This window comes from Corallococcus terminator (genome assembly GCF_003611635.1).
GTDB classification, from domain to species: Bacteria; Myxococcota; Myxococcia; order Myxococcales; family Myxococcaceae; genus Corallococcus; species Corallococcus terminator.
This window is the reverse complement of sequence record NZ_RAVZ01000004.1, coordinates 32,328-56,571: the sequence shown is the minus strand read 5'-3', so window position 1 is coordinate 56,571 and position 24,244 is coordinate 32,328. Positions and strand designations below refer to the sequence as shown.

7 protein-coding genes are annotated in these 24,244 nt (G+C 68.6%); 4 read left to right on the top strand and 3 right to left on the bottom strand.

Annotated elements, in window-relative coordinates; all coding sequences use genetic code 11:
- Window positions 1–16 precede the first annotated feature (16 nt).
- Complete coding sequence (locus D7V88_RS01280) at window positions 17–451, top strand: transposase (protein ID WP_120538746.1); 435 nt, start codon at window positions 17–19, stop codon at window positions 449–451.
- Window positions 452–631: 180 nt separating this feature from the next.
- Here D7V88_RS01280 and D7V88_RS01275 read toward each other — a convergent pair whose 3' ends face one another.
- From D7V88_RS01275 to D7V88_RS01265, 3 genes are all read right to left on the bottom strand, one after another.
- Window positions 632–1,996 carry an IS701 family transposase gene (locus D7V88_RS01275; RefSeq protein ID WP_120538745.1) on the bottom strand — a complete coding sequence of 455 codons (1,365 nt, stop codon included), beginning with the start codon at window positions 1,994–1,996 and terminating at the stop codon, window positions 632–634.
- A gap of 239 nt (window positions 1,997–2,235) precedes the next feature.
- Entirely contained in the window at window positions 2,236–3,636 is a 1,401-nt protein-coding gene (gene asnS, locus D7V88_RS01270; protein WP_120538744.1) for an asparagine--tRNA ligase, read from the bottom strand.
- Between the two features lie 175 nt (window positions 3,637–3,811).
- Window positions 3,812–4,012: a hypothetical protein gene (locus D7V88_RS01265; protein WP_120538743.1), complete on the bottom strand. Its 201-nt coding sequence runs from the start codon at window positions 4,010–4,012 to the stop codon at window positions 3,812–3,814.
- 298 nt (window positions 4,013–4,310) lie between these two features.
- On the opposite strand from D7V88_RS01265, the gene D7V88_RS01260 reads away from it, so the two are divergent.
- The 3 genes from D7V88_RS01260 to D7V88_RS01250 are packed head-to-tail and all read left to right on the top strand — an operon-like array spanning window position 4,311 to window position 24,083.
- Window positions 4,311–5,114 carry an alpha/beta hydrolase gene (locus tag D7V88_RS01260; RefSeq protein WP_120538742.1) on the top strand — a complete coding sequence of 268 codons (804 nt, stop codon included), beginning with the start codon at window positions 4,311–4,313 and terminating at the stop codon, window positions 5,112–5,114.
- 13 nt (window positions 5,115–5,127) lie between these two features.
- Window positions 5,128–14,151, top strand: coding sequence for a type I polyketide synthase (locus D7V88_RS01255; RefSeq protein WP_158624963.1), 9,024 nt, complete (start codon window positions 5,128–5,130; stop codon window positions 14,149–14,151).
- Window positions 14,148–24,083, top strand: a complete 9,936-nt coding sequence (locus tag D7V88_RS01250) for a type I polyketide synthase (protein ID WP_120538740.1) — start codon at window positions 14,148–14,150, stop codon at window positions 24,081–24,083. The genes D7V88_RS01255 and D7V88_RS01250 overlap by 4 nt, the downstream gene beginning before the upstream one ends.
- Window positions 24,084–24,244 lie beyond the last annotated feature (161 nt).

Sequence of the window (24,244 nt, the reverse complement as noted above, 5' to 3'; positions counted from 1 at the left end):
GTTGACAAGCGTGCTGATGGAGAACCGCACCGGGCTGGTGGCGGACATCACGGTGGAGGTGGCAGCGGGCGAAGCGGAGTGGGTGGGCGCGCTCAGGATGCTCAACCGGCAGAAAGAGAAGGGGCTGGTGCCCACGACGCTGGGGGCGGATGCCGGATACGACGTGCAGCGCTTCGTGGATGGCACGCGCGAGCGCGGGGTGACACCCCATGTGGCCCAGACGCGCGACGTGCGCCGCGCCAGCCGAGTCGACGGACGCACAACACGCCACGGGGGCTATGCCCTGAGCCAGCGCGCCAGAAAGCGAGTCGAGGAGATATTCGGCTGGATGAAGACGGTGGGCGGCTTCAGGAAGACACGCTACCGAGGCCAGGCGAGGACGGGCCTGTGGGCCTACTTCGTCGCCGCCGCCTACAACCTGACACGCATGGCCCGACTCATGCCCGCCTGACACGCCGCGCGCCTGCCGGGCAGCAGTTCGCCCCGGGTGGGCCTGGGGACGGGGCTGCAACCGCAGCAGGGCGCCTCCCTGGTCGTCAGAAAACCGCTCGAAAACCTCTCATTGACGAGCCGGACCCGCGTGGAGCAGCGCGTCCAGCCCGAAACCGACTTCTTCAGCAGCCTGCTAGTACTACTTGATCAGATGCGAGAGGGGCCGCGAGGTGGGGTGCGTGCGCCGACGTGGCGCAGGCAGAGCGGGCAGTGGCCGATGCGGCGCAACAGCAGGTGCTGAAGCCGACGGCGCACCTGAGGCAGCGTCCACTGCGTCTTGCTCCGGGGGGAAAAGCGCTCGACGGAGCGCGAGGAAACCGTGGGCCACCATGCAAAGCGTGGCGTGGTGGTGAAAGCCTCTCCAGGTGCGGCCTTCGAAGTGGTCCAGCCCCACCTCCCCCTTCATCTCCTGGTAGTCCCGCTCGACGCGCCACCGCAGCTTCGCCAGGGTGACGAGGCGTTTGAGCGGCGTGTCCGCCGGCAACGACGAGAGGTAGTACTTCGTCGGCGCGGCTTCCCCTGAGGACCACTCGCAGAGCAGCCATTCGGGAGCCCCTGGCTCCTTGCGCACCACGTGGCCTTCGGCCGGCTGGATTCGCACCGCGGCGAAAGTGGACGACTGAAGGCCGCGACTGCCCTCGCGCCAGCTGACGCGGCGGTACTCCTCTTCGGGCAACTGGCGCGCCAGCTCTTCAATCGTCCAGGGTTGCACGCCGCTGTCGTCGACGAAGCGCGTCCGGGGGCGTCCGTACTCGCCCGCCTTCTTCACCGGGCGGTGCGGCGTGGCCCCCGGAGGCCACACCTTGTGCTGTCCTGGCACGCCGACGAGGTAGGGCAGTCCGCGTGCCGTAAGGCCTTCGCGGAACTCCCGGCAATTGCCATACCCCGCATCCGCCAGGACGACGTGCCGCCGCACGCCCCATTTCAGCGCGTCGTCCAGTTGCTCCAGCGCCAGCTCCCATTTGCGCGCCAGGCCCACCGCCTCGGGGACACCTGCCGCCTTGCGTCTGGCCGCGTCCTTCACCCAGTCCTCGGGCAAGTACAGCCGCATGCCAATACACCCGCTGCCTCGGGGCCCCGCCAGATGCAGGCTGACGGCCACCTGGCAGTTGTCCGTGCGCCCCAGCGTGCCCGAGTACTGCCGAGCCACACCCACCGAGTGTTGCCCCTTCTTCGGAAAGCCCGTGTCGTCCACCACCAGCGCTTCCAACTCCGGCACCTGGGCTTCCAGCTTCCGCGCCAGTCTCTCTCGCAGCCCCTCGTCACTCCACGTCCCCTGCGAGACGCACTGCTGCAGCCGCTGGCGCATTGCCTCCACTTCACGCACGTCCTCCACCAATCGTGACGCCATCGGCTCGATGCTCTTGCGCTCCCCGTCCAACAGCAGGCCTGTCACGTAGGCCTCCATGGCGCGGCGCCTCTCCAGCCGCCCCATCCCCGCCACCATCTCCTCAAGGTAGGCGCTCAGCGCCTCGTCCAACTTGCGCAGATGTGCCGGTGTCATCCCGGCCGTAGATCACGGCGGCCACCTGGATTCAAGTGACCGAGTAGTACTAGGGGGCCTCTCCCATGCGCTGAGTCAGTCCATCAGCGTCTTGAGTTCTGCCATGCCCTTGGGGAACTTGCAGCGCTCGTGGTGGTGACGGCCGCGCTGGTGAGTCGCTCAATCGACATGACACGCGCTTTGACGAAGCGATGCCGCGACCGGCCTTCGGGTAGCCACCGGGCGGAACGCAGTTCCGCTCAGAAGAGTGCCCAACCCGGGACGCGCGGGTAGGGAATGGCGTCGCGGATGTTCTGCAATCCGCACATATAGACGATGAGCCGCTCGAAGCCCAGTCCGAAGCCCGAATGCGGCACCGTGCCGTAGCGCCGCAGATCCCGGTACCAATGATAGTGCTCGGGCTTGAGGCCGAACTGATGAAGGCGTCTATCGAAGACGTCCAGCCGCTCCTCGCGCTGGCTGCCGCCGATGATTTCGCCGATGCCCGGGGCGAGCACGTCCATGGCGGCGACCGTCTTCCCATCGTCATTGAGGCGCATGTAGAAGGACTTGACCTTCTCCGGGTAGTTGACGACCACCACGGGGCGCCCCACGTACTCCTCGGTCAGGTAGCGTTCGTGCTCGGTCTGCAAGTCATTGCCCCACTCCGGCGCGTACTCGAACTTGCGGGGCGCCTTCTTCAGGATCTCGATGGCCTCGGTATATTCCAGCCGCTCAAAGCTGGTGTTCAGGAAGCTCTCCAGGCGAGCAATGCCACCCTGTTGCTGGCGCTCCTCGAAAAAGGCCAGTTCGGGGCCACACTCGGTGAGCACTGCCTTGAAGACGTACTTGAGGAAGCGCTCGGCCAGCGCCGCGTCTTCGTCAAGGTTGGCAAATGCAATCTCCGGCTCGATCATCCAGAACTCTGCCAAGTGGCGCGTGGTGTTGGAGTTCTCCGCGCGGAAGGCCGGGCCGAAGGTGTAGACCTTGGACAGTGCGAGGCAGTAGGCCTCGACATTGAGCTGACCGGAAACGGTGAGGAAGGCCTCCTTGCCGAAGAAGTCCTTGCTCCAGTCAATCTTCCCACTGTCGGTCCGCGTTGGATTGACAGCGTCCAGCGTGGAGACGCGGAACATCTGTCCGCCTCCTTCGGCATCACTGGTGGTGATGAGGGGAGTGCTGACCCAGAAGAAGCCCTCCGCGTTGAAGAACTGATGGATGGCTTGGGCAGCGACATGACGAACGCGCGCGACGGCCCCGAAGGTATTGGTGCGCACGCGCAGGTGGGCCACTTCCCGCAGAAACTCGAGCGAGTGCTGCTTGGGTTGGATGGGGTAGGTGTCTGGATCCTCCACAAAGCCCAAGACCTGCACCTCGTCGGCCTGCACCTCGAAGGACTGGCCCTTGCCCTGCGATGGCACCAACGTGCCGCGGCACACCACCGAGCAGCCTGCTGTCAGGTGCAGTACCTCATGGGTGTAGTTGGGCAGGTTGCTGGAGGCCACCACCTGGATGGGCGCGAAGCACGAGCCGTCGCTCAGATGGATGAAGCTGAGTCCTGCCTTCGAATCGCGACGGGTACGCACCCAGCCGCGCACCTCGACCTTGGCGTCCGGTCCGATGGACCCATCCAGCGCCTTCTTTACACTAATGACCTGCATGCCTTTCGCTCCCTTCGCAAACCCACAGCGCCCTTAGCCGCAGGCAGGCGCCGAGGCAAGCGACTTCACCCGGGAGTCCGCCTGCCGCCCGAGGCAAGGTCGTTCAGGCTGGAAGGCGTCGGAGGTGTACTGGCTGCCGTTGGCGTGGCGGATGGCCAGGCCCGGGGCGACACCGTCAGTCGTACGCACCGAAGCGGGCCTTGACGCCCTGAAGAATGGGCTTGGGGGCTTCGAAGCGAGTCCCCAGCACGCGTCGGGCTTGGCTTGGCGCCAGCAGCCCCGCATGGTGCATCAGCCGCAGGCAGCGGACCTTCGATGTGCGCACGCCCTGCAGACGGTACCGAGCCCGCGCCTTGCGGTTCCCCTGTCGGAGCACGGCCTCCTTCTTCCGCTTCGCGGAGAGGTGACCGCGCTCCGCCGTCCTCGCCCTGCTTCCGATGCTTCTTCACATCTGCCTGACGCAGGGGAGGCCACCCCATAAGGCGGTTGTCTGGAAGGAGGTTGTCTGGGTAGTCAAAGGATTAAGTAAAATTCCGCTATTGCGGTTTTGAATGCTGTGTTGCCTGTTGCCTATTGCATATTGACTCCCAAGCTCGTAGTGGATTTGCCAAGAATTGCGCTGGCGGCGGGGGCGTTGGGCTTTGGCGTTGGGTTTTGGCGTTGAGGTGTCAAGAATGACAGAGCGTTCGGGTGCCAGGGGCGCCATCTTGATGGTTCATGGGGTGGGGTGCACGGGAGAGGTATGGAGCCGCATGGCCGGTCACTTCCGGGAAGTCGGTTGGCGCGTGGAAACGCCGACGCTGCGGCCCCACCTTCGGTTGGGCAGTGCTCCGCCCGCTGAGCTCTTAGGGGTAAGGCTGGCCGACTATGTGGACGATATGGACTTGGAGGCGCGCCGGCTCAGGGCGGAGACGGGGCGGTTGCCGATTGTCTTCGGACACTCCATGGGGGGGCTCCTGGCGCAGAAGCTCGCGGAGCGAGGCATGACCCGCGCGGTGGTGCTGTTGGCATCCACCGCGCCCTCGGGCCTCCCGCGCAAGGCGACGCTGGCCCCTCGGTTCATCTTTGCCAACATCCTTTATAGCTTAAGGCCCGAGGCACGTGCACACCGCTTCTGGAAGGCAGGATTCAGCTGGGGGATGTTGAACTGTGTTCCGCGCGCTCGGCATGCGCGTCTCTATGAAGGGACCTGCTACGACTCGGGCCTCGTCTACCAGGACCTGTTCTACCGTGCCCGGGATCCCCAGCGGACCGGGTACGTCGACGAGGCGCGCATCGAGGTGCCTGTCTTGACGATCGGAGCGGCGAGGGACCGGGTCATCCCTATCGAGACACAGCGGTTGGTGGCAGACAAATACAGGCAGATTGGAAAGTACCTGGAGTATGCCCACCATGCCCATTGGATTGTCGATGAGCCTGGGACTGAACGGGTGATTGCAGACATCGCGGCTTGGCTGGATGAAAAGGTTGCCCGGTGAGGAGCACATCGAGATGAGCATGGACATCCCTGCTACCAGCTATTCGAAGGTCGCCGACCAGTACGACTCGGAATCGAACGAAACGTCCTTCTGGGGCGAGTTCGCCCGCAGGGCCTACGAAGGCTTCGTCCTCAAACCCAATCACCGCCTCGTCGTGGACGTCGGGTGTGGGACGGGACTCGCGCTCCACCATCTCCAGGGATGCGCGCCCGAGTCCACGAGGTTTATTGGCGTCGAGCCTTCGGAGTTGATGCGCCTGCGGGCCCAGCAGCGCAACAGGAATGCCGCGTCCGTCGAATTGCGTGAAGGATCCTTCGAGGCGTTGCCGCTCGCGGATGCTTCGGTGGACTACCTCTACAGCATCTGGGCGTTCCACTGGTCGAGCGATCCCCGTCGCGCTTCGGCGGAGATCCGCCGCGTCCTCAAGGAGGACGGCGACCTGGACATGTGGTTCATCGGCCTGAACACCGGGCGGGAGTTTGCCTCGAAAACGGCCGAGGTGCTCTCCCGGTACGTCAACCTTGAGACGCGTCTGCGCGCAGCGTCGATGATGGCTGCCTTCGACCGGAACGTCGTCGACGAGCTGTTCTCGGGCTTTGCCCTCCCCGGACTGACCATCACCGAGGAGACGGAGTCGCACTATGACTCCCTGGAGGCGCATTGGGCGTGGCAGATCCGCTCGGAGGCGCACTTCTCGGTCATCCCGCCGGAGAAGCGGGAGCAGTTCGACGCCGAGTTGCGCGCCGCGCTCGCCAGCCTGGGGGATGAGCGTGGCGTGCCCTACACGCGCCACAGCTTCCACGTGCGCTACCGTCACGTCGAGCGGGCCATCTTTGCCGTGCCTGAGTGGATGGACCGGGCGCGCACGCTCGGGCCGCCGGACACCACCCAGCGCCCCGTGGCGCTATGCACGTTGGAGGCTGACAGCGCCGAGCACCTGCGGCACGGAGCGCAGTTGCTCGCAGGTTACGTGGAGAACGCCTCGGCCAGGGAGCTGCTGCTGGAGGACGTTCGCGCCACCGTGGGTGCGAGCACCAGGGAGGGATTGCACCGGCTGGCCCTCGCGGCCCCCAGTGCGCAGGTCCTGGCGCAGGGGCTGCGCGTGGCCGCAGAGGGGCGCATCCCAGCGCTCGGAGCCCGGCACGTGCGGGAGCGGCGACCCGTGGTGGGCTTTCTCTTCACGGGCCAGGGTTCCGCGCGCATGGGCATGGGGCGTGAGCTGTTCAAGACCTGCCCCGCCTTTCGCTTCGGCGTGGAGGCGTGCGCGCGGATTTCGGATGTCCTGAGCGGTGGGTCTCTCGTCGAAGTGCTGTGCAGTGAGGATGACGAGCCCATCGAGGACAGCGTGCAGGCGCAGTTGGCCCTCTTCGCGCTTCAGTACGCACTGGCTCACCTTTGGCGTTCGTGGGGTGTACACCCGAACGTCCTGGTGGGGCACAGCCTTGGCGAGTACGCCGCCGCCTGCGTGGCGGGGGTGTTCTCACTGGAGGACGCGGTCGCGCTCGTCTTCGGTCGGGCCCAAGCGATGCGGGACCACGCGAGGCCTGGCGCTCTGTGCGCGGTACGCTCCGACGCCGAGCGGCTCGCCCCCTTGCTGGCCCGCCGCGACGGGCGCGTCGTCATCTCCGCCTTCAATGCGCCCGAGAGCCTGGTGCTCGCTGGCGAGGAGGGTGAGTTGGAGGCCCTGCGCCAGAGCCTGGCGGCCGAGGGGATTCGCACGACGCCGCTCCAGACGGCCCATGCGTTCCACTCGCCGCTGATGGTGCCCGCCGAGCAGCCCTTCCGGGACGTCTGCGCCTTGGTGCGCTACGCGCAAGCGAAGATCGCGCTCGTCAGCACGGTGGTGGGAGGGCAGGAGGTGGATGTGTCGAACCCCGAGTACTGGGTCCGGCACATGCTGGAGCCCGTGCAGTTCTCGGCGGCGGTGGAGACACTCGCCATGCGTGGCGTCACGGCCTGCGTGGAGATTGGTCCCGGCGCGACCCTGATGAATCTGGTCTCTCAATGCCTGGGCGACAGCGCGCCCCTGTGCGTGCCCTCACTGAACGGGCCTCGCGACAACTGGCCGTCGCTCGTCGCGGGCCTGGGGGCAATCCAGGCGCAGGGCGTGGCCATTGACTGGGAGCGTTTCGCGCATGCCGGCGCGCCGCGTACCGTGTGTCTGCTGATCCAGGGGGAGTCTGCGGCGGAGGGCGTCGGCACTCCGCAGGCCACGGGCGACTCGCCTGGCCACTCGAACACTTCGCCCTGGGCGCGACGGCTGCGGGAGTTGCCACTGGCCGCGCGTCCGCGGGAGGCGCGGCGGCTGGTGCGGCAGGAGGTATCGGGGCTGCTGCGCCGGGAGCTGAGCGAGGACTCCGACCGCGCGGGGTTGATGGAGCTTGGCTTTGACTCGCTGCGCTCGGTCGCGCTGGCGCGCCAACTGGCCCACCAGATGGAGCAGCAGGTTTCCGACACCCTCACCTTCGCTCGCCCCAATGTGGACGCGCTCGCGCGCTTCGTGCTCGAGACGCTCCAGCTCTCTGAGCCGACAGAGTCCACTTCGCGCGTGGCCGCCGAGGCACCCCGGAATGATGCCTCGGAGCCCATCGCGATCGTCGGCGTGGGGTGCCGGCTGCCGGGAGGAGTGGTCGACATGGAGGGCCTCTGGCGGCTGCTCGATGGCGGTCGCGACGCCGTGGGAGAGTTCCCCAAGGAGCGGTGGGACGTGGCCGAGTGGTTGGACGCGGATCTCGATGCGCCGGGCAAGACGTGTGTGACGCGCGGCTCGTTCCTGGACGACGTGGCAGGTTTCGAACCCTCCTTCTTTGGCATTTCTCCGCGCGAGGCGCTGCGGATGGATCCGGCGCACCGGATGCTGTTGGAGGTCTGCTGGGAGGCACTGGAGGATGCGTCGGTGGCCCCGCGCTCGCTGGTGGGCTCGCGCACAGGCATCTTCATGGGCATCGGCCCGTCCGAGTACGAGGGCGCGCGGCCTCTGGCGTCGAACTCGGCGGTGATCGACGCCTACTCCGGGCTGGGGACGATGCCCAGTGTCGGGGTGGGGCGGATTTCGTATGCGCTCGGATTGCAGGGGCCGTGCTTCGCGGTGGATACGGCCTGCTCGTCCTCGCTGGTGGCCATCCACCAGGCGTGCAGGAGCTTGCGCACCGGGGAGTGCACCCTGGCGCTGGCCGGCGGCGTGTCGCTGATGCTCTCGCCGAGCACCTTCGTGTTCCTGTCCAAGAGCCACGCGCTGTCCACGGATGGCCGCTGCAAGACGTTCTCGGCGGACGCGGATGGTTACGGGCGCGGTGAGGGGTGCGCCGTCATCGCGCTCAAGCCGCTGAGCAGGGCCCTCGCGGACGGGGACCGCATCCTGGCCCTCATCAGGGGCTCGGCGATCAACCACGATGGTGCGAGCAGCGGCCTGACGGTACCCAATGGAGCCGCGCAGGAGGAGGTGATCCGCCAAGCCCTGCGGGACGCGAACTGCGAGCCGACATCGGTGGGTTACGTCGAGGCGCACGGCACGGGCACGCCCCTGGGGGATCCCATCGAGGTCGAGGCCCTCAACGCCGTGTATGGCCAGGGGAGGAGCGCGCAGGAGCCGATGCTCCTGGGGTCGGTGAAGACGAACATCGGCCACCTGGAGTACGCGGCGGGAATCGCCGGGCTGCTCAAGACCGTCCTGTGCCTGAGGGAGGGGCGGATTCCCGCGCACCTGCACTCCCGGGAGCTCAACCCCCGGGTGGCATGGGATGCGCTGCCGATGCGCGTGACGCGCGAGCCCACGCCGTGGCCGCAGTGGAATGCGTCGCGGCGGGCGGCCGTGAGCTCGTTCGGCATGAGCGGTACCAACGCGCACGTGGTGCTGGAAGAGGCGCCACGGGCCCAGGAGGGGGCTTCGGGCACACTCGCGCGCCCGCAGGAGCTGGTGGTGCTGTCGGCCCGGAGCGCGAGTGCACTGGATGCCATGGCGGCGCGGCTGGGTGCGCACCTGGACGCGCATCCACGGCTGGGCCTGGACGAGGTGGCCTTCAATCTGGCCGTCGCACGCAGCCCCCTGGAGCACCGGCTGGCGCTGCCAGCCACGTCGTGCGAGGAGCTGCGGGCGGCGCTGGCGGTAGCGGCGCAGGGGCAGACCCCCGTGGGCGCCGTACGGGGCCGCACCTCCACGGCAGGCGTACCCAAGCTCGTCTTCGTCTTCCCCGGCCAGGGCTCGCAGTGGGTGGGAATGGGGCGGCGGCTGCTGGCCCAGGAGCCTGTCTTCCGCGCCGCGCTGGACGCCTGTGAGCAGGCAATCCAGTCCGAGGCCGGCTGGTCGGTGCTGGCCGAGCTTGCCGCGGACGAGGCCACTTCACGTCTGGAGCGGATTGACGTGGTGCAGCCGGTGCTCTTCGCCCTGGAGGTGGCGCTCGCGGCCCTGTGGCGCTCGTGGGGAGTGGAGCCGGATGCGGTGGTGGGGCACAGCATGGGCGAGGTGGCAGCCGCGCACGTGGCCGGCGCGCTCTCGCTCGAGGACGCCGTGGCCATCATCTGCAGGCGCAGCCAACTGCTGCGGCGCATCCGCGGCCAGGGCGAGATGGCGCTCGTGGACCTCTCGCGCGCCGAAACCGAGGCGGCGCTGCGGGGCTACGAGGACCGGCTGAGCGTGGCGGTGAGCAACAGCCCCCGCTCCACCGTGGTGGCGGGCAGTCCCGAGGCGCTCGCCGAGGTGCTCGCGGTGCTCGAGGCCCGAGGGGTGTTCTGCCGGCGGGTGAAGGTGGACGTTGCCAGCCATAGCCCCCAGGTGGAACCCCTGAGGGAGGAGCTGCTGGCGGCGCTCGGCGACCTGCGGCCTCGGGCCACGGAGCTGTCCATGCGCTCGACACTGACCTGCGCGAGCGTGGCGGGGGAGGAGCTCGTCGCGGACTACTGGGCCGACAACCTCCGCCTCCCGGTGCGCTTCGCCGACACGGTGCAGGCCCTGCTGCAAGACGGCTACGGGCTCTTCATCGAGATGAGCCCCCATCCGATCCTGACGATTCCCATCGAGGAGTGCCGGCGGGACGCGGAACGTTGGGGAATCACGGTGGGCTCGCTGCGGCGGGGGCAGGACGAGCGCTCGGCGATGCTGGAGTCGCTGGGGGCCTTGTGGGTTCAGGGCTACCCGGTGAGCTGGGAGCGCCTCTTCCCCGAAGGCGGGCGCCGTGTGCCCCTGCCAACCTATCCCTGGCAGCGCGAGCGCCACTGGCTCGAGCTGTCGTCCGAGGGCGTGTCGGGCTCCGGCCGCCGCGCCGGGGCGGGCGCCCACCCGCTGCTGGGGGACGTGCAAAGCCTCTCTACCGAGGTGACCACCCAGCTGTGGGAGACGACCTTGGACCTGGAGCGCCTGCCGTGGCTGGGCGAGCATCGGGTGCAGGGGGCGGCGGTACTGCCGGGCGCGGCATACCTGGAGATGGCGCTGTCGGCCGGAGCCAGGCACCTGGGCGAGGGCCCGGTGCATGTCACCGACGTGGTGCTGGAGCACGCGCTGGCCTTCGCGGGCGATACGGCGCTGTCCGTGCAGATGGTGACGACCGAGGAGCAGCCGGGGCGGCTGCGCTTCCAGGTGGCCAGCCGTGCCTTGGATGCGGGCCGTTCCCCCTGGCGTGTTCACGCGCACGGGATGGTGCGCCGGGTGGAGCAGGCCGAGGCCCCGGTTGGGCTGGATCTGCCCGCGCTGCGCGGCCGACTGGCGGGGGCGGTCCCGGCCGCGACGCTCTACGAGGCGCTGCGCGGGATGGGGCTTGAGTATGGGCCCTCCTTCCAGGGCCTCGTGGAGTTGTGGCGCGGCCAGGATGAGGCGCTCGGGCGGGTGCGGTTGCCCCAGGCCGCCGGTTCCCCGGCACCGTACTGGCTGCACCCGGCGCTGTTGGATGCGTGCTTCCACGTCCTGGCCAGTGCGCTCGCCGATGGTGGCGACGCGATGCCGTGGGTGCCCGTGGAGATTGGCGCGCTGCGGCTCTTCCAGCGGCCCTCGGGCGAGCTGTGGTGCCACATGCGGGACGTGAGCGCCGGGCAGTTGTCACCCCAGCGGCGAGCCGCGGATCTGCTCATCGTCGACGGCACGGGCGCTCGGGTGGCCGAGGTCACCGGGCTGGTGGCGCAGCGGCTGGCGGGCGGCGCCCGGACCGTCGAGCAGGACCGTTGGTTCCTGGAGCTGGATTGGGAAGCCGCAGTGCTTCCCCCGGGCAGGACCGGGGCGGGGCGATGGCTGCTGCTGGGCGATGGCGGTGGGCTGGGCCCCAAGCTGCGCTCCGCCCTGGAGGAGCTGGGCCATGCGGTCTTTCACGCGACAGGACGCGACACGAACATTGCCCGTGTGAAGGCCTTGCTGGCCGGGTCCTTCGGCGGGCGGGCTCCGACGGCGGTGGTGCACCTGGGCAGCCTGGAGACTTCGGGGGAGCCCGGCCCGGACATCCTCGAAGCGGCGCTGGTGCGTGGCTGCGACAGCGTGCTCGCCGCGGTGCAGGCCCTGGCGGAAATGGGCTGGAGGGATGCGCCGCGGCTGTGGCTGCTGACACGTGGCGCCCAGGCAGCGCGCGCGGGCGCGGTGTCCGTGGCGCAGGCCCCGTTGCTGGGGCTGGCGCGCGTCATCGCCCTGGAGCATGCGGAGCTGCGCTGCATCCGCGTCGACCTGGACGCGGCCTGTCCGCCGGGCGAGCACGACATCGTGCTGGCGGAGCTGCTCGCTGATGATGCCGAGGAGGAGGTCGCGCTGCGCGGCGGCGAGCGGCTCGTGGCTCGGCTCCGCAACCGGCTGCCCGAGGCCGAGCGCAAGGAGCGGCTTGAACTCGCTGGAGACAAGCCCTTCCGATTGGAGCTGGACCGACCCGGAGTGTTGGACGACCTGGTGCTCCACCCCCTGCGGCCGCGCGAGCCCGGCCCCGGCGAGGTGCAGATCGCGGTGGACGCAGCGGGGCTCAACTTCCTCGACGTGTTGCTGGCGCTCGGGATGATGCCCAACGACGTGGCGGAGGCGTCCGACGCGCCGCTGTTGCTGGGCGGGGAGTGCGCCGGCCGCATCACCCTGCTGGGCGAGGGAGTCACCGGCCTCGCGGTGGGGCAGCCGGTGGTGGCCTTGGCGCAAGGGGCTTTCGCTTCGCACCTCACCCTTCCGGCCACGCTGGTGCTGCCTGGGCCCTCGGGGCTGTCCGCCACTGACGCGGCAGCGATGCCCGTGACGTATCTGACCGCCTGGTATGCGCTGGATCAGGTCGCCCAGCTACAGCCCGGCGAGCGGGTGCTCATCCATGCGGCCACGGGTGGAGTGGGCCTGGCCGCCGTGCAGTGGGCGCGGCATGTAGGAGCGGAGGTCTACGCAACCGCCGGCACGCCCGAGAAGCGCGACTACCTCCGGTCACTGGGGGTGCCGTTCGTCAGTGACTCGCGCTCGGAGCGGTTCGTTGCCGACGTGCGCGCCTGGACCGGCGGTGAGGGCGTGGATGTGGTGCTCAACTCGCTGTCGGGAGAGCTCATCGGCAAGAGCTTCGAGTTGCTGCGTGACCACGGTCGTTTCGTGGAACTGGGCAAGCGCGACTACTACGCCAACAACCGTCTGGGCCTTAAGCCGTTCCTGCGCAACCTGTCATTCTCCCTGGTGGATCTGCGGGGGATGATGCTCAAGCAGCCCGCCCGGGTGCGCACGCTCTTCCAGCAGGTGATGGAGTGGGTGGCCCGCGGCGTGTTCACCCCTCCGCCCGTCTCGGTGTCGCCGATCTCCCAGGCCGCGGAGGCCTTCCGGAAGATGGCCCAGGCACATCACCTCGGAAAAATCGTGCTCACCCTGGCGGATCCGCGGGCCCACGTACGGGTGCCCGCCGATTCGGGCGTCACCTTCCGCCGCGATGGCAGCTACCTCATCACCGGCGGATTGGGCGGGCTGGGCCTGAAGCTGGCGGCGTGGCTCGCGGACCAGGGCGCCGGCCACCTGGTGCTGGTGGGGCGCTCGGGGGCGGCCAGCCCGGAGCAGCGCGCCGCGGTGGACGCGCTGGTGGCTCGGGGCACACGGGTGACGGTGGCGCGCGCCGACGTTGCCGACCCGGCGCGGCTGGCGCAGGTCATCGCCGAGGTGGACGCGTCGGGGATGCCATTGCGCGGGGTCATCCACGCCGCCGGCATCCTGGAGGACGGAATGGTGCAGCAGTTGGACCCTGCGCGCCTGCGCCGCGTCCTGGCGCCGAAGGTGCTTGGCGCATGGAATCTGCACGTGCTCACCCGCGAGGCCCCGTTGGACTTCTTCGTCTTGCAGTCCTCGGTGGCGGGCCTGCTGGGCTCGGCAGGACAGGGCAACTACGCCGCTGCCAACACCTTCCTGGATGCGTTGGCGCACCAGCGTCGGGCGGAGGGCCTTCCGGCGCTGAGCGTCGACTGGGGTGCCTTCTCGGAGGTGGGGCTGGCCGCCGCGCAGGAGAACCGTGGCGTGCGTCTGGCGTCGCGCGGCATCCGCAGCCTGACTCCCACCGAGGGATTGGATGCGCTGCGGCGGCTGCTGGACAGCGATCGGGCGCAGGTGGGGGTGGTTCCCCTCGATCTGCGCCAATGGGTGGGCTTCAACCAGGCGGCGGCGTCCTCGCGGACGCTGTCGCGGCTCATGGCCGAGCAGCGCGCGGGGGGCGGGCTGCCCACCGGGGACAAGCAACTGCTGGCGCGCCTGTCCTCCGCCGAGCCTGGGGCTCGTGCGGAGCTGATGAAGGAGTTCCTGCGCACACAGGTCTCGCAGGTGCTGCGCCTGCCCGAGTCCCGGCTGGAGGCGGATGTCCCCTTCTCCAGTCTGGGCATGGATTCGCTGATGGGACTGGAGCTGCGCAACCGCATCGAGGCCGCGCTGGGGATTCGCGTGCAGGCGACGCTGCTGTGGACGTACCCCACCGTGGCCACCCTGGCCATCCACCTGGCGCGTGGAACCGGCGCGGCTCCCGCCGAGCAGGCTGGGCGGCTCGGGGCCACCTCCGCCGCCAAGGCGGAGGTCGAGGACATGTCGCAAGACGAGTTGGCGCGGATGATCGACGAGAAATTCGAGGTGCTCGCATGAATGCTCCCAGCACTGGCGCACAACAGGAGCGATTGAAGAAGGCCGCCGTCGTCATCCGGCGGCTGGAGGAGCGGCTCGCGTCCCTCGAACAGGTGGAGCAGCAGCAGCATGAGCCACTTGCCATCGTCGGGATGGGCTGCCGCTTACCCGGCGGCGCCGACGCCCCCAGGACGTTCTGGGAACTGCTCGATGCGGGCCGGGACGCGGTCCAGCCGCTTGAGCCTCGCTGGGCGTTGGTGGGCAGCCAGCCGGGTGCGGGCGTGCCGCGCTGGGCGGGGTTGCTCACGGAGCCCGTGGACGGCTTCGATGCGGCCTTCTTTGGCGTTCCGCCCCGCGAGGCGCGCTCGCTGGATCCCCAGCACCGACTGCTGCTGGAGGTGGCTTGGGAGGCGCTGGAGGACGCCGGCATCCCGCCGGGTGCACTCTCCAGCAGTCGCACCGGGGTGTTTGTCGGCGCTTGCTCCAAGGACTACTCGGACAGCGTCACGCGCCAGCCGAACGAGGAGCAGGACGCCTACAGCACCACGGGCAACCTGCTCAGCATCGCCGCCGGGCGGCTCTCCTATGCGCTGGGGCTGCAGGGGCCCTGCTTGACCATCGACACCGCGTGCTCGTCATCGCTGGTGGCCGTGCATCTGGCCTGCCGTAGCCTGCGCTCGGGTGAGAGCGACCTGGCGCTGGTGGGCGGGGTGAACATGATTCTCTCTCCCGTACTGATGGAGGGGCTGGCGCGCACCCAGGCCCTCTCTCCCGACGGGCGCTGCCGTACCTTTGATGCCTCGGCCAACGGCTTCGTCCGGGGAGAGGGGTGTGGCCTGGTCGTTCTCAAGCGCCTGAGTGACGCGCGGCGGGATGGCAACCGCATCTGGGCGATCATCCGCGGCTCGGCCATCAACCAGGATGGTCGCTCGACGGGACTCACGGCGCCCAATGTCCTTGCCCAGCAGGCGCTGCTGCGTGATGCGCTGCGCGACGCACGCGTCGAAGCAGACGCCATTGGCTACGTCGAAACCCACGGAACGGGCACCTCGCTGGGCGATCCCATCGAGGTCCAGGCACTCCGGGACGTGTTGGGGGGCATGCGGCCCGATGGCTCACGCTGTGTGTTGGGTGCACTGAAGAGCAACATCGGACACTTGGAAGCGGCGGCGGGCATCGCTGGCCTCATCAAGGCGGTGCTCGCGCTCGAGCACGGTCGCATCCCGAAGAATCTCCACTTTCGCAGGCTCAACGCGCATATCGAGTTGGAGGGCAGCGCGCTCATCCTGGCCACCGAGCCACTGGCCTGGCCTCGGACGGACCGGCCGCGTATGGCGGGCGTGAGCTCCTTCGGCTTGAGCGGCACCAACGCACACGTGGTGCTGGAGGAGGCTCCCCTGGTGGAGCCCGCAATCGCTGCGCCGCCGCGGGGGGCGGAGTTGATGGTGCTGTCGGCCCGGAGTCCGAAGGCGCTGGAGGCGGTGGCCGCGCGGCTGGGCCAGTACCTGGAGACCCAGCCGGAGGTCGGCCTCGGAGATCTGGCCTTCAGCCTGGCGACGACGCGCGGTCCCATGGAGCACCGCTTGGCCGTGACGGCCACCTCGCGCGAGGCGCTGAGGGCGACGCTGGTGGCGGTGGCACGGGGACAGAAACCCCAGGGCGTGTCTCGTGACACGAGCGCGTCTCGGAGTGGCAAGCTGGCCTTCCTCTTCACCGGGCAGGGGTCGCAGGTGACGGCCATGGGCCGGGGCCTCTCCGAAACGTGGCCGGTGTTCCGCGAGGCGCTCGAGCGCTGCTTCGCGCTCTTCGACAAGGAGCTTGAGCAGCCACTCCGCGAAGTGATGTGGGCAGCGCCAGGCAGCGCCCATGCAGCGCTGCTGGATCAGACGGTGTACACCCAGGCCTCGCTGTTCTCGCTGGAGTACGCGCTCGCAGCGCTGTGGCGTTCGTGGTGCGTGGTGCCGGAACTGGTCGCGGGCCACAGTCTGGGCGAACTCGTGGCCGCTTGTGTGGCGGGCGTCTTCTCGCTGGAGGACGCGGTGCGGCTGGTGGGCGCGCGCGGACGACTGATGCAGGCACTGCCCTCTGGCGGCGCCATGGTGTCGATCGCCGCGTCGGAGGGCGAAGTGGCCCCCGCGCTGGCGCCCCAGGCGGGGAAGGTATCCATCGCAGCAGTCAACGGGCCGGAGCAGGTGGTGATCTCCGGCGATGAAGAGCTTGTGCAGGAGCTCGCCGGGGGCTTCGCCGCCCGTGGAGTGAAAACCAAGCGGCTTCGCGTGTCGCATGCCTTCCACTCGCCCCTCATGGCGCCGATGCTGGACGCCTTCCGGCGCGTGGCCGAATCGATCACCTACCAGAGCCCCTCCCTTCCGCTGGTCAGCAACGTCAGTGGCAGGCTGATCACGGAAGAGGCGCGGGAGCCCGGCTACTGGGTGCGCCACGTGCACACAACGGTGCGGATGGCTGACGGGGTGAGGGCCCTGCGCGAGGCTGGAGCGACGACGTTCGTCGAGCTGGGCCCGAAGCCGACGCTGCTCGGTCTGGTGACCGCCAGCCTGCCCCAAGAGCAGCTCGCCTTGGTTGCTTCGCTGCGCACTGGTCGCGACGAGGCGGCGAGCATGCTGGACGCATTGGGTGCTCTGTGGTGCGCCGGATTCCAGGTGGACTGGGCGGGCGTCCTTGGCGCTGGAGGGCGGCGGGTTTCATTGCCGAACTATCCCTGGCAACGGGAGCGTTACTGGCTTGAGGTCTCCCCGCCCACGCTGACGCAGGCACCGGCTTCCCATTCCTCCACGGTCCCTCCGCCCGCGCTGCTGCCTCAGCGGGAACCCACCGCGGTCCGCGGCAACGCGCCCTCGCCGGCCCCTGCCCGCGAGGCCACCCTGCTCACGGAGCTGAGCGAGCTGATCCGCGGCTTCATGGGCGATTCATCCGGCGAGTTCTCCGCAGACCACGACCTGTTCCAGCTCGGGGTGGACTCGCTGGCGCTGTTCAGTTTGCGCAAGGTCATCGAGCGGCGCTTCGGTGTGCTCATTCCCATCAATGCCTTCGAGGCAGAGGTATCGACCGTCAGGAAGATGGCCTTGTTCCTGGACCAGATGATGCCGCCCGAGCCGACTCCGCAAGAGACTCCAACCCTCACGCCGGACGCGGAGGGACGGGCCGCCCAGCCCCTGCCACTGGCGGAGGACAGGGTCGGTTCGTCAGGAGGGCTGGAGCGCATCGTCGCGGACCAACTCACACTGCTACGAACGGGAGGGGGCGGTTCGCGAGAGGTGATGGAGCGCATCGTCGCGGACCAGCTCGCGCTGCTGCGGCAGGTCGGTGGCGAGGCGTCCTCCACGGGACCCCGTGCCCCCGCCCCGAAGACAGAGCCGCGGCCCGTGCCGACACCCGGTACGGCGGCGCCGGTGGACGTGCCCGGAGTGCCCGGAGCTCCGAAGGCATTCGTGCCGTACCGGCGAATCAACACGCACCGCGACCCGGAGTTGGACGCACGTCAGGGCTTGTTCCTGAAGACGCTCATCGGTGACTTCACGACGCTCACGCCGGGCTCGAAGCGCCTGGCGGATGAAACCCGGCCCACGGTGGCCAACAACCGTGCGGTGGCTGGGTTCCGGTCGTCCTGGAAGGAGATGATCTATCCCCTCCACGTCACGCGCGCGGAGGGCAGCAAGGTCTGGGACGTCGACGGCAACGAGTACCTCGACATGACGATGGGCTTCGGGGTGTTCCTCTTCGGGCACCGCCCGGCCTTCGTCGCCGAAGCCGTGGCCGAGGAACTGAACCGAGGCGCGCCGCTTGGACCCATGACGCCGCTACCGGGCGAGGTGGCGATGATGCTCGCCGAGGCCACCGGCGTCGAGCGGGTCGCCTTCTACAACACCGGCACCGAAGCGGTGATGGTGGCGCTGCGCCTGGCACGCGCTGTCACAGGCCGCTCGAAGGTGGTGACGTTCGCGGGCTCGTACCACGGCACCTTCGATGGAGTGCTGGCGGTCTCCGACGCCGACGACGCGCTGCGGGGCCTGCCGCTGGCGCCAGGGACGACCCGGGGCATGGCGGGCGACACCATCGTGTTGGAGTACGGCGCTCCGGCCTCGCTCGAGGTCATCCGCCGGCATGCCACGGACATCGCGGCGGTGCTGGTGGAGCCCGTGCAGAGCCGGCGCCCGGACCACCAGCCCCGGAGCTTCCTGGAGGAACTGCGCGGCATCACCGCCGACGCTGGGGTGGCGCTCATCTTCGACGAGGTCATCACCGGCTTCCGTACCGGGCCAGGGGGCGCGCAGGCTCACTTCGGCATCCGCGCCGACCTGTCCACCTACGGCAAGGTGATTGGCGGCGGACTGCCCATTGGCATCGTGGCCGGCGCGCGGCGCTTCATGGATGCCGTGGACGGCGGCGCCTGGCGCTTCGGGGATGACTCGGGCCCCAAGGTGCAGAACACCTTCGTCGCGGGTACCTTCTGTCACCATCCATTGTCGCTGGCCGCGGCGCGCGCGGTGCTGCGGCACTTGCGTGACGAGGGCCCCAGCTTGCAGCGGCGGCTCAATGACAGGACCGCCGCGCTTGCCAGCGAACTCAACGCGCACTTCGTGCGTGTGGGCGCTCCCGTGCGTGTCGTGCATTTCGGATCGCTCTTCCGCCTCGAACTCAAGGGGGATTGGGAACTCCTCTACTATCGGCTGTTGAGCAAGGGCGTCTACGTGTGGGAAGGGCGCAACCTCTTTCTCTCCACCGCTCACACGGAGGAGGACATTCGCCGCTTCAGCGCCGCGCTGGCGGAGAGCATCGACGAGATGATGGCGGCCGGGTTCGCCCCTCCGCCCGGGCCTCGTCCCTCCAGAAGCGGCCCCGCACCGCACGCCCTTCCGGTGTCGGTGCCTCCTCCGGCACTGGCGGGCGGGCCGGTGGATCACCCCACGTCCTTCATCCAGCGCGGTCTCTACTTCCAGTGCCAGTTCCCAGACGGGGAGATGGCCTACCACAACCACGGTGCCTGGGAGGTTCGCGGCGCCCTGGACGCGACCCGCGTGGAGGCGTGCTTCCGGGAGATCCTCCAGCGACACGAGGCCCTGCGCAGCACGTTCGTGATGGACGACGACGGGCGGCTCGTCCAGCGTGTCCACCCGGCGGCGGGCCTGGAGCTCGAGCACGCTACGGGCACGGACATCGACGGATGGCTGAGGCGGTTCATCCGTCCCTTCAACCTGGCGAGCCCTCCGCTCCTTCGCGTGGGGCTGCTGGGGGTGGAGGAGGAGAGGTATGTGCTGGCCTTCGACATGCATCACATCACCGCGGATGGCACCACGACCACGCTCGTGGTGCGCGAGTTCATCGCGCTCTACATGGGTGAGGCGCTGAGTCCAGTGGCGCGGCAGGGCCATGAGCACGCCACCTGGGAGCAGAAGTACCTGCGGTCCGGGGCGGCTGTGCAGGAGCGCTACTGGCGCGAGCGGTTCTCGAACGAAGTGCCGCGCCTGGAGTTGTGGCTCGACTTCCCCAGGCCCGCGGTGCAGCGCTTCGAGGGCGGAGAGATTCACCTGCGTCGTCCCTCGCGGCAGCTGCGCATACGGGCCCGCGAGTATGGCGCGTCCGTCTACATGGTGCTCTTCGCCGCCTGCCACACGCTGCTGCAACGGCTCACGGGACAGCGTGACATCACCCTCGGCACGGCCCAGCTTGGACGCCAGCGAGGCGGTTTCGAGGATGCGGTGGGCATGTTCGTCAACGCGCTGCCCGTGCGTGTCTCGGTGGGCGCCAACGCCACCTTCAGCGAACTGCTCGCCGAAGTGAAGCGGCGCTGCCTTGAAGCCAACGAGCACCAGGACTTCCCCCTGGGCGTCATCCTTGAGCGCCTGAAGGTGGGTGGCCACGGGTACAACCCCTTCTTCGACGTCATGTTCTCCTACGAGCACGCGGAGGAGCGCATGGCCGTGAAACTGCCCGGGCTCACGCTCCGTGAGGTGCCGATCGCACGCAGGGCGACGCCCTATGATCTCAACCTGGAGGTCATCGAGGCCGGGGGCACGCTGGACCTCCGCATCGCCTACTGCGCGGCGCTGTGGAAGCGGGAGACCGTTGAACGGTACGCGCGCTATTTCGGCGCGGTCCTCGATGCCATCGAGGGCGACCCCGCGCGCCCGCTCGGCGAGCTGCCCCCGCTGCGGATCCAGGAGGTTTCGCTGCTGAGCGAGGAGGAGCAGCGCCAACTGCTGCTGGAGTGGAACGACACGGCGGTGGATTTCCCGCGCGAGCAGTGCGTCCACGAGTTGTTCGAGGCCCAGGTTGAGCGCACCCCGGACGCCGTGGCGCTCATCTTCGGGCAGGAGCAGCTCACATACACGCAGCTCAACGTGCGAGCCAATCAGCTCGCGCACCGGCTGCGGGGGCTGGGCGTGGGACCCGAGACGCTCGTCGCGCTGTGCCTGGAGCGCTCCATCGACATGATGGTGGGGCTGATGGGGATCCTCAAGGCAGGAGGGGCCTACGTACCGCTGGATCCCACCTATCCCGAGGAGCGCTTGGCCCACATGCTGGAGGACTCAGGTGCCAGGGTGCTCATCATGGGGGACGGCGCGCAGCACCTGCTGTCGCGAGCGCGCGTGAACAGGGTCTGGCTCGACGCGGAGCGGGTGTCGCTCCAGCAGGCTCCCGGCCACAACCTCGCCTCGGGCGCTCGCGGCCACCACCTTGCGTACATCCTCTACACCTCGGGCTCCACGGGGAGGCCCAAGGGCACGGAGGTCACCCACCGCAACGTGGCGAACTTCTTCACCGGCATGGACGAGCGGCTCGGTCGCGAGCCGGGGACGTGGCTGGCTGTCACCAGCATCTCCTTCGACATCTCGGTGTTGGAGCTGTTCTGGACGCTGGCTCGCGGCTTCCGGGTGGTGCTCCAGAGCCCCCTGCAGCTCGCACCCACGTCCTCGCGCGGTCCGGCACCCAGGCTCAGCGAACAGGGGGACAGGGGCATCGACTTCAGCCTCTTCTACTTCGCGAGCGCCACCGGTGGTGACAGCTCCTACGAGCTGCTGATGGAGGGCGCGCGGTTCGCCGACGAAAACGACTTCCTGGCGGTGTGGACGCCGGAAAGGCACTTCCATGACTTCGGAGGCCTGTACCCCAATCCCTCGGTGGTGAGCGCGGCGCTGGCTACAGCCACCAAGCGCGTGGGCATCCGGGCGGGCAGCGTCGTGCTGCCGCTGCACAATCCCATCCGCGTGGCGGAGGAGTGGGCCATCGTCGACAACCTTTCCCAGGGTCGCGTCGCGCTCTCCTTCGCCTCTGGCTGGCACGCGGACGACTTCACGCTCATGCCGCAGAACTACGCCGCGCGTCGGCAGCTGATGATCGAGGGCATCGACACCGTGCGCAGCCTGTGGCGGGGAGAAACGCTGGACTTCGTCGGTGGCACCGGCCAAGCGACGCAGGTGCGGACGCTACCCCGGCCCGTGCAGGCCGAACTGCCCTACTTCCTCACTGCGGCGGGGAACCCGGAGACGTACCGGCTCGCAGGCGAGCGCGGGGCTGGCCTGCTGACCCACCTGCTCGGGCAGGACCTTAATGGACTGGAGAAGAACCTGCGCCTCTACCGTGAGGCGTGGGCGGCGGCCGGTCACACCGGCCCCGGCCACGTCACGCTGATGATGCATACCTTCGTCGCGCACGACGAGGACTTCGTACAGCGCACGGTGCCCGGCCCGCTCACGGAGTACCTGCGGCGGTCGGCGGACCTGATGAAGGCGGCGCTCGGCGAACTCGCGGGCTCGACGTCCTTCGAGGGCCTGCCGCAGCAGGACATGGACTTCCTGCTGTCCAAGGCGGTGGAGCGCTTCATCCGCGACATCGGTCTGTTCGGTACGCCCGAGTCGTGTCTGTCCCGCATTGAGCAGCTCAAGGCTTTGGGCGTCGATGAGGTGGCGTGCCTCATCGACTTTGGCGTCGAAACCCGGGACGTGTTGGCCAGCCTGGTGCACCTCAACAAGCTGCGCGAGTCGAGCAATGCGCGGCCCAGGGCGGACGAGTCCATCGCTGACAATCTCCGGCGCCACCGTGTCACACACCTGCAGTGCACGCCGTCCCTGGCGCGCATGCTGGTGACGGACCCGGACACCTTCGACGCGCTGCGCGGTCTGCGGAAGCTGATGCTGGGTGGCGAGGCGCTGCCCCCCTCCATCATCAAGGACCTCGCATCGCTGCCGTGCGAGCTGCACAACATGTACGGCCCCACGGAGACGACCATCTGGTCGTCCACCTCCCGTGTCCACGGCGAGGACGCCATCACCATCGGCAAGCCAATCGCCAATACGCAGTTCTACATCTTGGATGAGCGCAAGCAGCCAGTCCCGGTGGGGGTGATTGGCGAGCTCTACATTGGAGGGGAGGGGCTGGCCCGCGGCTACCACGACCAGCCAGCACTGACGGTCGAGCGTTTCCTGCCGGACCCGTTCAGCGGGTGTCCTGGCGCGCGCATGTACCGCACCGGAGACCACGCACGCTTCCTGCCTGATGGGCACGTGAAGTTCTTCGGTCGAGTCGACCAGCAGATGAAGATCCGGGGCCACCGGATCGAGGTCGAGGAGATCGAGCGCAGCCTGGCCCAGCACCCACGCGTGAGGGATGTCGTCGTTGTCGTTCGGGAGGTTTCCTCGGGGGACAAGCGTCTCATCGCCTACATGACGCCAGCATCGGGACACGCCGGTCCTGTGTCTTCCGAGGACCTCGCAGCGTTCCTGAGGAAGCGCCTCCCAGCGCCCATGGTTCCCTCGGACTTCGTGATGCTTGAGCAGTTCCCCCAGACGGCCAACGGAAAGGTGGATCGCAAGGCCCTGCCGGCCGTGGAGAGCCTGCCGCTCAAGCGTGCCCAGTACGTGGCGCCGAGCACCCCGACCGAACTGCGACTGACGCAGATCTGGGAGGACCTGCTCCAGAAAAAACCGATTGGCATCCAGGACGGCTTCTTCGCTCTTGGAGGACACTCATTACTCGCGGTGCGGTTGATCGCACGCATCCGCAAGGAGTTCTCACAGGAGTTCCACATCGCCAGCCTGCTGACGGGGGACACCATCGAAACCCAGGCGCGGATGCTGGACGCGAACCGCGCCCCGAAACCGGCCCAGACTCCGCTCATCATGCTGCGGCAGGGCGACCGCGCAGCGCCCCTTTTCCTGATGCACCCCACGGGGGGCGACGTGAGCTGCTATGGCCCGCTAGCCACCCAGATGGAAAGTGGGCGTCCTGTCTATGCGTTGCGCGCAGTAGCGCCTGCCGAGGGCTGCGAAACGCTTGAGCAGCGGGCGGCGTGGTACCTCGCGCAGGTGCGCGCCGTGCAGCCGCGCGGCCCGTATCTGCTCGGAGGCTGGTCCACGGGAGGCATCTTCGCATATGAAATGGCGCGCCAGCTTTGTGAGGCGGGGGAGGAGATCGAGCGGCTGGTGCTGCTGGACAGTTGGACGCCCGAGGCCTACCAGCAGCACGGAGCCGACGACGTCAGCCTGTTGTTGTGGTTCGCGAGCGACGTGGGCGGAGAAGCGTTGGTGGCGGCCCTGAAGCGCCCGCTGCTGGATCAGATGGCTCCCGGGGAACGGCTCCGGCACGTCCTGGAGTTGGCGAAGGGTGCGGTCGAACAGGACCTGGACATCCAGGCCCTCTCCCAGCTCTACCGGGATTTCGAGCGCAACGCGCGGATCATCCTTGGCTACGAGCCAAAACCTTGCCCACTGAAGACGACGGTGCTGCGGGCAGGCGAGGCGCTGACATCCGGGCTGCGCGCGGCCTCCTCCGCTACCACCGACATGACGCCTGCGTGGCAGCGGCTCGTACAGGGCCCCTGTGAAAGCATCGACGTGCCGGGCTCGCACTCAACCATGCTGCGCGAGCCCCACTTGAGCTCCCTCGTAAAGCACTTGGAGTCAGTGTTGGAGGGACATCCCGTCGCACGGAGCTGAAACGGGGTGAGGCGGAGCGGGGCCGATGGAGGCCCCGCCTTCCCCCCCGTGCCATCCATCGCGGCAATGCGGCTTCGCGCCATGGATGGCTCAGGGAGACAGACGCAAGAGATGGGCTTGTGCGTGAGGACTTCTGCTCTGGCCCTTTCTCAAGAGGGAGG